Annotated in this window: 11 protein-coding genes and 1 pseudogene; 2 read left to right on the forward strand and 10 right to left on the reverse strand. The window is 67.0% G+C overall.

The annotated features are described in order from the left end of the window. Genes htpG through ACI2L1_RS41605 form a run of 6 tightly spaced genes read right to left on the reverse strand, consistent with a single transcriptional unit; the run spans window position 1 to window position 7,968 of the window. Window positions 1-1,947, reverse strand: coding sequence for a molecular chaperone HtpG (gene htpG / locus ACI2L1_RS41580; RefSeq protein WP_404744670.1), 1,947 nt, complete (start codon window positions 1,945-1,947; stop codon window positions 1-3). Then, window positions 1,937-2,518, reverse strand: coding sequence for a condensation domain-containing protein (locus ACI2L1_RS41585; protein ID WP_404744671.1), 582 nt, complete (start codon window positions 2,516-2,518; stop codon window positions 1,937-1,939). The genes htpG and ACI2L1_RS41585 overlap by 11 nt, the downstream gene beginning before the upstream one ends. A gap of 1 nt (window position 2,519) precedes the next feature. Next, entirely contained in the window at window positions 2,520-2,792 is a 273-nt protein-coding gene (locus ACI2L1_RS41590; RefSeq protein ID WP_404744672.1) for an acyl carrier protein, read from the reverse strand. A gap of 39 nt (window positions 2,793-2,831) precedes the next feature. Beyond that, window positions 2,832-4,538 carry an acyl-CoA dehydrogenase gene (locus ACI2L1_RS41595; protein WP_404744673.1) on the reverse strand — a complete coding sequence of 569 codons (1,707 nt, stop codon included), beginning with the start codon at window positions 4,536-4,538 and terminating at the stop codon, window positions 2,832-2,834. Further along, window positions 4,532-6,226, reverse strand: a complete 1,695-nt coding sequence (locus ACI2L1_RS41600) for an acyl-CoA dehydrogenase family protein (RefSeq protein WP_404744674.1) — start codon at window positions 6,224-6,226, stop codon at window positions 4,532-4,534. Before ACI2L1_RS41600 ends, ACI2L1_RS41595 begins: the two co-directional genes overlap by 7 nt. Then, a complete protein-coding gene (locus ACI2L1_RS41605; RefSeq protein ID WP_404744675.1) occupies window positions 6,223-7,968 on the reverse strand; it encodes a fatty acyl-AMP ligase in 1,746 nt (581 codons plus the stop codon). Before ACI2L1_RS41605 ends, ACI2L1_RS41600 begins: the two co-directional genes overlap by 4 nt. Window positions 7,969-8,506: 538 nt before the next feature. Here ACI2L1_RS41605 and ACI2L1_RS41610 point away from each other — a divergent pair. Next, window positions 8,507-9,544 (forward strand): transposase, encoded by a 1,038-nt coding sequence (locus tag ACI2L1_RS41610; RefSeq protein ID WP_404744676.1) that lies wholly within the window; start codon window positions 8,507-8,509, stop codon window positions 9,542-9,544. 140 nt (window positions 9,545-9,684) lie between these two features. On the opposite strand, the gene ACI2L1_RS41615 is transcribed toward ACI2L1_RS41610, so the two are convergent. Further along, complete coding sequence (locus ACI2L1_RS41615) at window positions 9,685-10,092, reverse strand: hypothetical protein (RefSeq protein ID WP_404744677.1); 408 nt, start codon at window positions 10,090-10,092, stop codon at window positions 9,685-9,687. A 125-nt stretch (window positions 10,093-10,217) separates the two neighbouring features. Between ACI2L1_RS41615 and ACI2L1_RS41620 the strand changes: the two genes are divergently transcribed. After that, window positions 10,218-10,472: a hypothetical protein gene (locus ACI2L1_RS41620; RefSeq protein ID WP_404744678.1), complete on the forward strand. Its 255-nt coding sequence runs from the start codon at window positions 10,218-10,220 to the stop codon at window positions 10,470-10,472. Window positions 10,473-10,746: 274 nt separating this feature from the next. Here the strand turns inward: ACI2L1_RS41620 and ACI2L1_RS41625 are convergent, their stop codons facing one another. From ACI2L1_RS41625 to ACI2L1_RS41635, 3 genes and pseudogenes are all read right to left on the reverse strand, one after another. Next, on the reverse strand, window positions 10,747-11,412 hold the full coding sequence (locus ACI2L1_RS41625) for an LAETG motif-containing sortase-dependent surface protein (protein ID WP_404744679.1): 666 nt from the start codon (window positions 11,410-11,412) through the stop codon (window positions 10,747-10,749). A 309-nt stretch (window positions 11,413-11,721) separates the two neighbouring features. After that, entirely contained in the window at window positions 11,722-12,777 is a 1,056-nt protein-coding gene (locus ACI2L1_RS41630; protein WP_404744680.1) for an SGNH/GDSL hydrolase family protein, read from the reverse strand. Between the two features lie 1,675 nt (window positions 12,778-14,452). Next, window positions 14,453-14,809, reverse strand: a pseudogene (locus ACI2L1_RS41635) (beta-ketoacyl-ACP synthase); the annotation flags it as partial.

Raw genomic sequence — 14,809 nt, forward strand, 5'->3', positions numbered from 1 at the left:
TTACACCAAGGTGTGTTCGAGCCGGGCCGCTATAAGCTTGGTGAATCGTGCCGGGTCGTTCGGTGTGCCGCCCTCGGACAGGAGTGCGAGGTCGTAGAGGAGTTCCGCAATCTCGCCGAAATCGGTGTCAGGCTCTGTGTCGTTGTTGCGCTCGGTGCGTGCCTTGTTCAGGCCGCTGACCAGGGGGTGGTCGGGGTTGAGTTCGAGGATGCGCTTGGTGTGGGGGACATCCTGGCCCATAGCGCGGTACATGGTCTCCAAAGCCGGGGTGATGTCGGGCGTGTCCGAGACGAGGCAGGCCGGCGAGATGGTTAGGCGGGAGGACAGCCGTACCTCCTTGACGTTCTGGCCGAGCAGGTCGGTCAGCCAAGCCAGCAGGCCGGCGTACTCCAGCCTCTGGTTCTCACGCTTGTTCTCGGTTGCGCTGTTGTCCCCCTCCTTGGCGCTGTCGAGGTCGATCTCGCCCTTGGCGACGGACCGCAGCTCCTTGCCGTCGAACTCGGGCACGGCATCGACCCACACCGCGTCGACGGGCTCGGTCAGCAGCAGCACTTCGATGCCCTTGGCCCGGAACGCTTCCAGGTGCGGGGAGTTCTCGATGGTCTGCCGGGACTCACCAGTGATGTAGAAGATGTGCTCCTGCCCGCCCTTCATACGCTCCACGTACTGCTGGAGGGTGGTCGGCTCCTCAGCTTGGTGGGTCGAGGCGAACGAGCAGACATTAAGGATGGCCTGGCGGTTGTCGAAGTCGCTCAAAAGCCCTTCTTTGAGGGCACGGCCGAACTCCCGCCAGAAGGTGGCGTAGCGCTCCGGGTTGCTGGACATCCATTCCTTGATCGTGGCCAGGACCTTCTTGGTCAGGCGGCGGTGCATCCTCTGGATCTGGCGGTCCTGCTGAAGGATCTCGCGCGAGACGTTGAGGGAGAGGTCCTGAGCGTCGACGACACCCTTGACGAAGCGCAGGTAGGGCGGCAGGAGGGCTTCGCAGTCGTCCATGATCGACACGTGCTTGACATACAGATGGAGGCCGCGCCGGTAGCCCTGCGTGAACAGATCGTGCGGGGCGCGTGAGGGGACGAACAGGAGGGCCTGGTACTCGAAGGTGCCTTCCGCCTGCAGACGGATGGTCTCCAGCGGGTCCATCCAGTCGTGGCTGATGTGCTTGTACAGCTCGTGGTACTCCTCGTCGGCCACATCCTCCCGCGACCGCGCCCACAGCGCCTTCATCGAGTTCAAGATCTCGGGCTCGGCCGCGGGGTTCTCGCCCTCCTCGGCTTCCTCTGTGGCTGCGCCGACCGGGGTGGCCATCTTGATCGGCCACGTGATGAAGTCCGAGTACCGCTTGACGATCTCCCGGATCGTCCATGCTGATGTGTAATCGTGGAGCTGGTCCTCGGTGTCCGCGGGCTTCAGACGCAATGTGACGGCGGTGCCCTGCGGTGCTTCGTCGACTTTCTCGATCGTGTAGGTGCCCTCTCCGCTGGAGGTCCAACGGGTGCCCTGACTCTGCCCGGCACGCCGGGTAAGCACCGTGACTTCGTCAGCCACCATGAACGCGGAGTAGAACCCGACGCCGAACTGCCCGATGAGCCCCTCGGCGGCGGTTGTGTCCTGGGCTTCCTTCCACTCCTGCAGGAACTTCGCCGTGCCGGAGTTGGCTATCGTACCGATGACCTCGACCACTTCGTCATGTGACATGCCGATACCGTTGTCCCGCACGGTCAGTGTGCGGGCCTGAGTGTCGGCCTCGATCGCGATGTGCAGGTCGCAGACGTCCGCCTCCAGCGTGTCATCACGCAAGGCGGCAAGGCGGAGCTTGTCCAGTGCGTCGGAGGCGTTGGAGATCAACTCCCGCAGAAACACATCCTTATTTGAGTAGACCGAATGGATCATCATCTGCAGGAGCTGACGCGCCTCCACCTGGAACTCGTACGTCTCAGCCGGCATGACTTGTGCATCCTCCTTGGGCTATGGGTGTCCATGGCGATTGGAGACGGGCCAGCGGCGCGAATCCGCGCGGTGGTGCCGGAGTGCCGCCGACGATCGCGTTGTAGTGCTGTGCGATACGCAGCAGGTATCGGTGCGCGCCGTAGGCGTCCACAATGATGTGGTCGTTGCAGAAGAAGAGCCATGTGCTGCCGGGTGTCTCGATGAGCGTGTGCGAACACAACGGGCTTCCGCCGAGCAGGCCGAACGGTACGCCGAGCGAGCGGTTCATATGGTCGAAGGCCGCGTCGTCGCCGCTCAGTTCGAGCGACGACCAGGGCGCGGGGCCTGGAAGGGGTATGACCTGCCGGACGTCGCCGTCGTGTTCCTCGAAGACGACACGCAGCGCTTCCGTCTCCGCGTACGCCCTGTCCACGGCGGTCTTGAGCGCGTCCCGGTCGAGTCCGCCGGTGAACCGGAAGAAGGCGCCGCAGTTGTCCTTGGGGTCGTCGGGCTCTGGCCGGCGCCAGGTCCACCGACGCCGCTGGGAGGCCAGCAGCGGCAGTGAGGTGCCGGATGCGAGGGCGGTCACGCTACTGCCTTTCGGCGCGGATGAAGTCGGCGAGGAATGAGGCGAGCGCGCGTATGGTCGGGTGGTCCCAGACGACCGTGACGTCCGGTACGACACCGAAGGCGTCCTCGATCTCGGTGAGGACAGCTACGGCGGACACCGAGTCGAGCCCGTAGTCGCTCAGCAGCACGTCCGGGTCGATCTCCCTCACGGACATGTCGGCGTACTGGGCGACGGACTGGGTGAGCCAGATGATGAGCGCCTCGGTCGAGATTTCCTCGTCAAGCAGCGTCATGGAGCGTTCCTTCTCTTCAGAGGTTTGTCATGGCCTGGGTCAGGTCCCGAAGACGGGATGAGCCGTCCATCCCAGATCGCGGCCGCCGTCGCACCTGGCGAGGAGTTCAGCGAACAAGCGGTTCTCGATCTGGTCGGGAAGGCGCCCCGCCGAGCACCCGGCGATCCGGGTCAGCGCGGCCACCAGCCAGGCCGGCATCCAGGAGGTACCCGACCGCCTGTTGTGGCGCCATGTCTCCAAGCATGCTCCGGCGAGTGCCAGACGGACGTACCTGTCCACGAGCCTGGCGGTGCTCGGTGATGCGCCCGAGCCGAGTTCGCTTGCGGGCAGGTGCGCGCACCTGTCGCTGAGACGCTGCGCCTCAGCGGCGAGCGCGTCGGCCAGGGGACGGATCAACTCGGCCTCTTGCCCCCGCTCCTCGTCGAGGGCGGCCAGCCCCGCCCGCAGCCCGCCGAAGAGGTGATCCTGCCCGTCGCCGGTCACCCTCAGCCTGGCGAAGTCGAGCGGTGGAAGGTCCGCATCCAGGGCGAACAGGGCCTCGTGCGAGGGTTGCGCGGTTCGCCTGAACCGCCGGGCCAGGAGCGGCATCTGGGGCAGGAGGGTCATCCGGCATGCCGCCTTGCTGATGTGGACGACGCTGATCGCCTGGATGTCCCGCAGGAGCTTCGGGAAGACGGCGGTGGGGCCCTCCGCGACGTACGAATGGGCGCCCAGGGCCGTCGCCAGTTGGTTCATGGCGTCCACGAGCAAAGTCGGCAGGAGGTATTTGACCGCTGAAGCCTGGACGGGGCCCTCGCCGGGGTGCACGTGCAGGGTCCTTGCCGCGGCGGTCGAGAAGGCGTCGGCGGCCAGCAGGGCGACGAAGGCATCGACCAGCTTGGACTTCAGGTGCGGCATTTCGATCGCCGGTCCGCCGTAGAGGGTCCGGCCGCGCAGGTGGCGTACCGTGCATCGCAGGGCGGTGTCGAGGACCGGGGTCATCATCGCGGGCAGCGCGATCCTGGTGAGCTGGAAGGCCTTCATCGTGTTTTCGGCACCGCGGCCGGGCTCGCCCAGAACCCGTGCCGCGTCGACCGGTGCCGCGTCGAAGGAGATCCCGCCGAGATGGACTCCGCGCAGGCCGACCGTACCGAACCGGGGCAGGTGCGTCACCCGTTCGCCGATGAGGTCCTCGTGCCGCAGCAGGAGCTGGGAGTGGGTCTGTCCGGCCCGGAGCTCGCCCGTCGCCGCGAACAGCACCAGCGCTCGGGCGCGGGAGACGTTGGCGATGACCTCCTTGCGGCCGTCGAGTACCAGCCGGTCACCGGCCGGCCGCGCGGAGAAGTCGACTGCCGCGAAGTCGCTGCCGTGATCCAGTTCGTGGTAGGCGCAGGCGAGACGGTGGCCGGCGAGCAGGGTGTCGGCGATGTGGCGGCGCTGATCGTCGTTTCCGGCGAGCCAGACGCAGACACCGGCGAGCAGGGAACTCGTCACGTACCCGGCTCCCAGACCGGGATCGCGGCGGCTGGCCACCCGGCCGACCGCGATGAGGTCGTCCAGGCGGGAGAAGCGGCCACCCCACGTGCGCGGCACCAGTTCGGCGTTCATCCCGAACTCGGTGAGCGCGTCCTCCCCGGCTTTGAACGTGTCACCCTGCTCGTCCGCGTCGAGGACGGCGCCGTACCCCAACGGGTTGTCCGGATCGAACGGGTCGCCGAGGCGTTGCTCCAGCGCGGCTACTCGCTGGAGCGCGGGTGTGCTCACCACGGCGTCTTCTCCTGGTCTCGGGGAAACAATGTGGCGGCGCCCCCGCCTTCGAGTGCGTGTGTGGCAAGAGCCGCGAACACCTCGTCGCTCGCGTGCCAGTCCACGACGAGCCGTTCGACGACCAACTCCAGGCAGACGCGCGTCAGCGCCCGGCTACGGCTGTCGTGAAAATGCGACAGGACCAGCAGACACGCGGCGCCCGCGACGCACCACTCGTAGCGCTCGGCGAGCAGGAAGACATCCGCGTCCGGCATGCCCGGTCCGGCACGGTGGGCGGCGAGGGCAGCGTGCACGTCGGCGCAGGCAGCCTCGAACGCGTCCAGCACCGCGCCGAAGGCCGGGCTGCCCAATCCGAGTTCGCGAACGCGGTGCAGCAGCCCCGGAACGCCGAGCACCAGAGCGCAGCCGGAAGGTGACATCAGCATGAGGTGGTCGCGCCTGAAGTCCGGCACCGGTCCGGCGACGAGGGCGCCCAGCCGGTCCGCTGCCAAAACGTCAACTGCGCCGTAGCCCCGGCCGAGCCTTCTGAACTGGCTGATCAGCATCTGTCGGTTGACCAAAGTGGTGCCGTCGAAGATCGCCACGATCCGGTGGTCGCGTTCCAGCTTGGCGAACTCACCGTGGGCGAAGACGCCGGTCAGATACCCTCTCGCACCCAGCAGTTCACGGATCTGTCCGATCGCTTCTTCGACGATCGTCGGCACGAAGGCCTTGCAGACGGCGGACAGCAGGCTCATCTCGTGGGGGAGGACGTGGATCGCGCGAGTGGCGACGGCGGTCACCGCTTCGGCGAGGAGCAGCCGTGCGGTAGCCCGGCCCAACTCATCGCGCACCAGCGGCATCTCGGCCAGCGATCGGCCGTACAGCCTGCGCTCCCGGAGGAACCGGACAGCAAGGGCGATCGCGTGGTCACCGGCGCCCAGCGACAGCGCTGCGCAGGAGGTCCGGGTCAGCTGCAGCGCCTTCAGGACGATCTCGGCGCCCTGGCCGGGCTCGCCGACCACCGCGGTGGGCGGTACGACCACTCCCTGGAGCGACAGGCCGCTGATGTCGGCGCCCCGGATGCCAAGGGTTTTGACCTTGGCCAGGTGACGTACCTCTCCGGCCACGGCTTCTCGCTTGTCCACCACGAAAAGGCTGAAGCCACGGGGCCCTCCTTCTGGAGAGGTGCGGGCGAGCACGCAGGCCAGTCGTCCACGAGTGGCGTTGTTGATCAGCCACTTCTCCCCGTCGAGCCGCCAGCCGTCCGCCACTCGCTCGGCGGTCAGCTCACCCGCGAGGATGTCGCTGCCGTGGCCCCGTTCGGTGAGTCCCCAGCAGACCGCCGCTCCCCCGGCAATGTGCCGCCCGAGCCACTCGGCCACGTCCGGGGTTCCCGCAACCCACACCGACACAGCTCCGAGGAAGGTCTTTCCGTGCGCGATCGCGACGGTGAGATCGTGGCGCGCGACAGCACGGATCATGGCAACCACCTGCGGGAAGCCGGTGAGCTTCCCACCGTGCCGCGCCGGCACGTAGTAGGCCGTCAGACCGGCCTCGTCCAGGGCTTGGCAGGCCGCAGCCGGGAACGCCTCGGCCGTGTCCAGCCGAGCGAGCTCCTTGGGTGAGAACGGACCACCGGGCTCCCGCCACCGGTGGAGCGCCTCCTCCAGCGCGCTCACCGCCGACGTCACTGCTTTCGCGCTCATCCGTGGACCGTCTCGGAAACCGGCCGAATCCCGCGGATCCTCGACAAATGGGGGGTCAGGTAGACGTACAGAGGCTTCAGCTCGTCGGCGAGGAATCGACGCCGCATCTCCGTGCGCGCGATCTTGCCGCTGGTGGTGCGCTGTACGTGTCCAGGACGCACCAGCACCAGCCCGTCGAGTTCGACCCCGAACTCCTTGCTCATCCTGTGCCTGACCGCCGAACCCAGCTCGGTGAACGTTTCCTCGGGTGTTCCGGCCGCGATCTCGTGGACCAGGACCAGCAGTTCACCCCCCGCCGGGTGTGCAACGCTGAACGCCGCCCCCGCGCCCGACCTGAGTTCGTAGCGCCGTAGACGTGCCTCCTCCTCCAGATCGTGGGGATGCAGTTTCCTGCCCCGCACGACGATGACCTCCTTGATACGGCCCGCGATGTGAAGCTCGCCGTCCTGCAGAAATCCCAGGTCGCCGGTGCGCAGGAATGTCCGCTCGTCCGAGGAGGTGATGCCGCCGAAAACCGCTTCCGTTGCCTCCGCCGCATTCCAGTAACCGCGGGCGACGCTGCCACTGGATATCCAGATCTCACCGACCTGTCCCTCGGCGAGGGCCGTCCGTGACGCGGGGTCGACGATGCGGACGTCCGCGTCGGTCGGGCGGCCGCAGCTCATCGCGAGGCGTCGGCTGCCGGGCGTCGGCGCCGTCTGATCGGAGAATTCCCGGGTCTTCGGCCGTCTGCGCACGGAGCAGCTCACCAGCAGCGTGGATTCCGCCAGCCCGTAAGCGGGAGCGAATGCCTCCGGGCGGAACCCGGCCGCCGCGAACTTCGTGCTGAACGCGTCCATGATGGACGGGGAAACGGGCTCCGATCCGTTCAACGCCACCGTCCACCTGGACAGATCGAGCCCGGAGACCTGCTCGTCGGTGACACGACGGGTGCACAGCCCGTAGGCGAAGTTCGGTGCCGGGGAGACATCGATGCTCATTTCGTCGATCATGCGGAGCCACAGGTGCGGACGGCGCAAGAAGGTCATCGGGTCCATGGAAACCGACGTACCGCCGAGCACGATCGGCGTGAGCAGTTGGCCGATCAGTCCCATGTCGTGATAGTTCGGCAGCCAGCCGCCGCTGCGTGCCCCGGCACCGACACCGAGGGCCCGTCCGATGGCGTCCGCATTCGCCAGGACGTTGCCATGGGTGAGCATCACGCCCTTCGGCTCTCCGGTGGAACCCGACGTGTACTGCAGCAAGGCCAGGTCGTCGGCTTGGTTGTCCGCCAGCTCGTCGTCGCGCAGGCGAGGGTGCTCCAGCGGCTCCACGTTCAGGACTGGCAGCGGCAGACCGTGCTCTGTGCGCCACTCGACCAAGTCGGATATGAAGCGCGACCCGGTCAGCACCGCGGAGGCGCCCGCGTTCCGGGCGATCGCTGCGAGCCTGCGGCGCTCGTGCGAGAAGCGACCGGGGATCGGAGCCGGTACGGCGACCCTGCCGGTGTACAGGCAACCGAAGAAGGCCGCGGTGAAGGAGTGGCCGGGTGGCACGCAGAGCAGGACCCGGTCGCCTCGCGCGCCCAGTGCCAGCAGTCGGCGGCCGATCCGCCGGGCCAGCAGGTCGATGTCGGCCGCGCTGAACCAGGTGGCATTCGTTCCGCTCGCGTCGGCCCGGTAGTCGCACAACATCGGCGCGTCGGGGTCTTGTGATGCTCTTTGCCGCAGGACCAGGTCGAGGGTGGGCGGACTGTTACTCATCGTGGCATTGCGTCTTTCGTTCTTCTCGAGCCTGTCACCGCTCAATCGGCGCGCAGCGCGAGTTGTCCGGCGCCGGCCTGCTATTAGGAAGCCGGTTTCACCGGGCCTCGGTCACTGTTCCGTTCTGCGCTTTTGACCAGGCGCAATTGTCCTCGACAGACCGCAACATCGCCGCGGCTCTCTCCCCCAGCGGTACGAGCGGAGTTGATGCTACGCAAGCAATGGGCGATAAGCAATCCTGACTTGGGCCATTCCGGGCCGCCCAATCCCGCGACTTTGCTCGACTGAGCAATGAGTTGGAGAACTGACTGCTCAATCGAGCATCGTCCTTCCGGAATCGAGACGGAAATGGCGTTACCGCCATATGCTGGGTCTTCGAAATTGATGGGGATGCCGCGGTGACGGGCGGGCTGGCCGGTCATGTTGTGTGAGGTAGTTGGGGTGCGGGTGGCCCGCACGCACGGAGCCCGCGGGCTTTCGTGATCATGGTTGTTCTCTCGGCTCGTTCACCGAGGCGATACGTGCGGTGCCCGCCGGGATGCGCACCACCATCGCCCTGCGCCGGGCGGCGGGGGCCGCGGTCTGCGACGGCTCCCGCACCGTCGTGCAGGCCGGCCGCGACCTGTCCTTGAGCTGGCCCATCGTGCAGCGCTGCTTCGAGGACTACGCCGCGACGGTCCTGCCCAAGACGCCGCCCGCGACCGAGGCGGTCGGGATCGACGAGACCCGGAGAGGCAAACCGGTGTGGAAGCAGAACTTCTCCACCGCCATGTGGGAACGGGTCGAGGACGCCTGGCACATCGGCTTCGTCGACGCGATCGGCGGGCAAGGACTGTTCGGCCAGGTCGAGGGCCGCAACGCGACATCGGTCGCCGACTGGCTCAACGCCCAGCTCGCCTCCTGGCGTGAGCAGATCCGCTACGTCGCCATCGACCTGTGTTCCACCTTCCGCGCCGCCATCCACGCGCTCTGCCACACGCGGCCGTGGTCGTCGACTGGCTTCCACATCGTGCAACTCGCCCAGCGCAACCTCGCCGACCTGCGCCGCCGCCTCACATGGAAACAACATAGTCTCCGGGCTCGCAAGGGCGACAGCATCATTACCGTCCGTAAACCCCTGCGCCGCAACAAAGAGGACCTCGCCGAGGATCAACCCGCCATCCTTGAAGCCGAGTTGGAGTACATGGGCACCTACGGCCGGCAGATCTACGCGGCCTGGCAGGCCAAGGAACTCCTGCGTGACCTCCTCCACCTGGCCGTCAGCCGCACCCACGTCACCCCCGACCGCTCCACGATCTCCGCCGCCCGCCAACGCTTCTTCGCCCACGTCGCCGACCACGCCCACCTGCCCGAACTCCGCACCCTCGCCGAGACCATCGAGCAGTGGTGGGACGGCATCGAGACCTACCTGACCACCGGCATCACCAACGCTGCCTCCGAAGGCAGTAACCGCCTCATCAAGCTCGAAGCACGCAACGCCTTCGGCTTCAGGGAGCGAGAGAACCAGCGTCTGCGCTCACGCTGTGCGAGCACTCGGCGGAGCCGACGAGAGGCGCTTCGGGATGCGGCGGACTGATGGCCGCGTCCGACGTCCTTGGGCTCCCTTGCCCTGCGAACGAGACGGCTGTTCCGCTCAGGAAGGGTCCACTGAATGCCGCCACTTTGAGTGGCGGCATTCAGTGGGACGACTTCGCCATGCCGTCGCTTCCGCCGTGATCAGAAGTCGAACTCAGTGAAACCTGCGGAGTCGTTGAAGTACTTGGTAGCCACGGCCAGCCAGTACCCGTTGACCTTTCGGTAGCCGACAGCTTCCTCGTTGGTGTTCCCAACCAGCGAGGTCTGCCAGCACTTGCCGGGCTCGATGATGGTCGAAGACCATTCCCCTCGGTAGGGGAACTGGACGAATTCCTGGGAAGACGTCTTGTTGCAGGACTGGAAGTTGAGAGGGCTGGCATGAGCTGCGGGTGCCGACATCAGTACAGCCGCGAGTATGCCTGCGGAGGTGACGCCGATCGTGGTTTTGATGCGCATGAGCACGGTCTTCAGTGCCTTCCATGTCGGAGACGAACCGACCGTGAGATGGCCGGTCCCTTCTCTAGACGCATTACGTTCACCGTGGTTCATGCGAGTTTTGATCGACGTGGTAGTGCAACGTAATCTGGGGGTATTTCGGAAATATCGTGCGGCCTGACGTACCCGTAGTCGGGGTGTCTCCTCAGACGGGTGCGGGTGTACTCGACCGAACACGTATGGCACCTTCCGCCCGTGGCACCAGGCTCGAAGCTGCGGGCCACGGCCGTAGCCGGGCATCCGCCAGCACCCAGCAGAACGGCACCCAGCCCGCCCGGGTCTGCTCGAGCATTGTGATGGCCAGATCGGGCGGCGAGGTGGATGAACTGCCCTCAGCGGTCGAACGGCACCGCGACACGGTCGAGGTGACCGGCATCGCGTACCACCTGGACACGACCGGTCTCACGGAGATGGTCCTGTCCCTCTCACCGTAGGCAACATCAGGGCACTGTCGTCAAAGACGGTCGGCGCCCCCCCGGCCCGGCATGCGCGACGGCCCGCCCCAGACAGGATGCTGTTGGCGCATTCCGCGGGCGATGCACACGGGCCGCCGGGGACCGCGGGCCGCTGGGCAAACGGTGCGCGGAGTGTGACGGTTTCCGGAACAACCGGCACACTCCGCGGGAGGATCACCCGGCACCGGCGGATTCGCCAACAGCGTCCCAGGCAGGGGCGGGCCGTCGAGTCCGTGCAGTTCTGTTCCAGGCGTCAGTTGGTCTTCGACGTGCCGCGACGGCGAATGCCGAAGTACATCGCGCCGCCGATGACGACCAGGACACCGGCGATCCCGGCGATCAGGGGCGTGCTGGAGCTGGCACCGGTCTCTGCCAGGTCCGAGGTGCCGGCCGCGGGTGAAGGGGTGGTGTCCCCGGTGGTGGCGGGGGCCGTGGTCTCCGACGTCGACGGGGTGGCGGAAGAGGACAGCGTCTCCGAGGCGGACGGAGTGGTCGAAGCCGACGGGGTGGTCTCCGAGGTCGTGCAGGCATTGGAGGGCGTCGTCAGGTTCGGCGAGATGTCCTCGTCGAGGACACCCTCGACGGTGACGCGGACGCGGTACTCGGCGTTCGGAGCCCAGGCCTCGGAGAATGTGATGGTGGCGCCCTGGCTGGTGCCGGTGACCGTCTGCTCGCCGGCCTTCCGGGCGTCCGCGCCATTCGACTTCAGGTAGACCGACACGGTTGCTTCCTTGCCGGTGGAGTCCGTGTCGGTCACGGTGATGATGCCCTTCCCGTTGTCGTCGCAGGACGCGACGGCCGAGAAGTCACGGATGTTGCAGGCAAGCGCGTTTCCGGCGGCGCCGAGCGCGAGCGCGGCGGTGGCGGAGGCGATGCCGAGGAAGTACACCGCGCGTGCGGTGCGGGAGGATATGGACACGGCTGCCCTTCACAGGATGTGCAACAGCGGGGAGTTTGGGGGGACGTTGCTCCTACGCGGCATCCCCAAGAGACTCACAGGTCTATAAGCGGCGGGTAAGTGCCTTCAACGCCGATGCCCGGCAAGGCAGGCCGACGACGTCCTGCGGGCGGTCGCCCGACAGCTCGCCGCTACGCCGAACACTATGCGCGTTCCCTTTGGCGGAACGGCGGGCGACGGAGTCCGACGGTGCTGAGGCACCCGGCCGCCCGTAGCCGAGCCGAACAGGCCGCCCGTGACACCGCGAGCGGCCTGCTGCTCCAGTGGGACCTACTGACTCTCCGTCAGCGCGCTCGTACGGCGCCTGCGCGCGAAGTAGACCGCGGCGGTGCCGGCCACCACGACCGCGAGACCGGCACCCGCGAGGACGGGGGCGCTGCTCGACGCGCCGGTCTCGGCGAGATCTCCGTCCGTGGTCGGGTGGTTCGCCCCCGTGTCCTTGCCGGGCTCGGGCGTGGTCGACTCACTGGAGTCCGGGGACGCGCCCGCACCGGCCGCGTCGTTCTTGGCGAGCACCGCCGCGACGGCGCCTGCGATCACTTTGTGGCCGTCGGCGTTGGGGTGGGGGTCCTTCTTCGGCGTGCACGCCCAGGTCAGCTGACAGATCTTGGCCACGTTTGCCGGTACCTCGCCCGCGCCGGGCACGTTCACCAGGGTGGTGAAGTTGTCCGAGGAGAAGGCCCCGGCCAAGTCCGCCACCTTGAAGCCGGCGGACTTGTACACCTGTGTGATTGCCGAGTTGCCGCCCTCGACCAGGGGTACCGACTCCTTGGCGGCCTGCTGCCCCTTCGCACCCAGCAGCCAGTTCGCCAGGAACGGGTTGTAGTACGTCGAGCCCACGAACTGGGTGTTCTTCGCGCCCGCCTCGCGGAGCGCGCCCGCGATCTGGGCGAGGTTCTTGCCCATGGTCTGGCTCGCGCTGTTCAGGCACGCCCCGTCGGGGGTACCGGCCGGGCTGACGCATGCCTGGATGTCGTTGGCACCCACGCTGAGGGTCACGTAGGCGACCTTGCCGTGGTGCTGGGCCATGGCCTTCAGGGCGGCGTCCAGTTGGGACTTGGCGTGCGGGTAGTCGCACTTTCCGCCCTTGATCAGAGACTCGGTGGTCTCACCCGTGCAGCCGAGGCGTATGTGCTTCAGTCCGGGGGTGCGCTGCTTGAGCTGCGCGTAGAGCTGGTCGGTGTAGGCGAGGTCGGTGTCCTTGTCCACGTCCGGCTGGTAGCCGGTGGCCAGGGAGTCCCCGAGCGAGATGTAGTACTGGGTGTCCTTGCCGTTGGCCGCCTCGTCGGCGAGGGCCAGTCCGGGCGTGCTCAGCACGATCGTCATAGCGGAGATGGCCAGTCGGGGGCCGAAACTCTGAAAGGCTCTCATCACTTGCTTATGCGCTTTCCAGTTGGTGGGGCTTTGAGTGCCGAAAGCGTGGCGTGAAGCGTGGCTGGAAGCAGCGAAAACTCAGCAGCTGCGGTTTCCGGGCACCCAAAGAAGGACGTGGTGAAGGCATAGGGGGATTTCCGCCTCCGTGAGACTGCAGGATCTGCTCTACTTCCTCTGGGGGCGCGGGCGTCAACCTAGCATGGCTAGAAACCGGCTTGGGTGTGGTGGGCCGAGAAAGTGACAGTCGCAACGGCACGTGTAGCCGTCAGAAGGACTCGATCAGTCGGGAATTGGTGACCGGACACGTTGATAGCCATTCGCTGAGTGATCGACCGGGTGGTGAATCCTTCTCGCGGCCAGGACGCCGCCCCCTGAAGCGCATGACGGTAACGCCATTTTCGTCTCGATTTCGGAAGTGCGATGCTCAATTGAGCCGTTGGTTCTCCATCTCATTGCTCATTCGAGCAATGTTGGGGGATTTGGCGGCCGGGAAGGGCTCAAGTCATGATTGCTTATCCGCCATTGCTCGCGTAGTATCAACTTTGCTTGTACTGCTGGAGAGAGGGTCGCGGCGACGTTGCGGTCTGGCGGGGATAATTGCGCCTGGTCGAAGCGCGGGACGGAGTAGTGGCCGCGGTCATGTCTCTTTCCTTATCGCGTCGGATGCCAGTGCCCGGGCGCAGATACAGCGGAAGCTTCTCCGGGCCGGCTCTGCTCACAACTCACAACGGCCGTTTCCGGCACTCGGTTCACGAACATGGGCGGACGGGAACGGCAAGAACGGTCGGAGACGCTGCCGCCTCGCGGGGAGCCGCGAGGAACACGCTTCAAGAGGCTGTGGGATGAGTGAGCGGCGGCGGGCCGTGGTGATCGGCGCGGGCATCGCGGGGCTGTGTGCCGCCCCGGGGGCTGGCGAGCAGATCCGATTACCGGGTGCTGGTCCTGCACCGAGACGATCTTCCAGACGGGCCGGAGTTCCGCTCGGCGGTGCCCCAGGGACGGCACGCCCACGGTATTCTGGTAACCGGTCAGGACGCCACGGAGGAATGGTTTCCCGGCATCACCGCGGAACTCGTCGCGGTCGGTGGCGCACGGCTGCATCACCGCGTCGAGGCACGCGTGGTCCAGTACGGCCACGCTTTCCAGCGCGTCACCTCGCGGTGCCATTTCCTCACCGTGACCCGGCCGCTCCTGGAATTGGTGCTGCGTCGGCGCATCGCTTCGGCACCCGAGGTGACGATCCTCCCCAACCGCGCGGTAAGCGGCCTGTGCGGCGGAGCACACCGCGTGACGGGAGTGCGGCTCGACGACGGCGAGGCCCTCGACGCGGATCTGGTCGCCGATTGCTCGGGTCCGTCGGGACGCTCGGACCGGTGGCCGGACCAGGGTGCCCCGGCACCGGACGTGCCACAGGTGAAGACAGCGCGGATACGCCAGTCGGCTGTTCAGAAGGCAGGTCGACGGCCAGGTGGGAGGGACGACGGCCGCCTACATCCTCGCCCCACGTCGCGAGAGCGCCCGCCTCCGTGGCACATCTGGCGAAGCCGCCGACACTCCTACTTCCGGTCGTCAATCGTGGCGCGTGTAGCGGCTCTTAGCTCAAGGACGTGAGCCGCGGCTTCGGCCGTCACCCGTGTGTGCGAAAGCCGAGGATCACGTTGTGGCCGCCGAATCCGAAGGAGTTGTTGAGGGCGACGACCGGGCCGTCCGGCAGCGGCCGGGGGGCCGCGGAGACCAGGGAGGGGTCGACCTCGTCGTCGAGGTCGGTGATGTTGATGGTCGGGGGAGCCACCCGCTGGTGCAGGGCCAGCACCGTGGCGACGGTCTCGACACCGCCCGCGCCACCGAGCAGGTGACCGGTCATGGACTTGGTGGCGGAGACGGCGACATGGTCCAGGTCCTCGCCCAACACCTTCTCCAGGGCTCGGAGTTCGGCGATGTCGCCGTGTGGGGTCGAAGTGGCGTGCGCGTTGATGTGCGCGAT

The organism is Streptomyces sp. NPDC019531, from assembly GCF_044903305.1.
Lineage (GTDB): Bacteria > Actinomycetota > Actinomycetes > Streptomycetales > Streptomycetaceae > Streptomyces.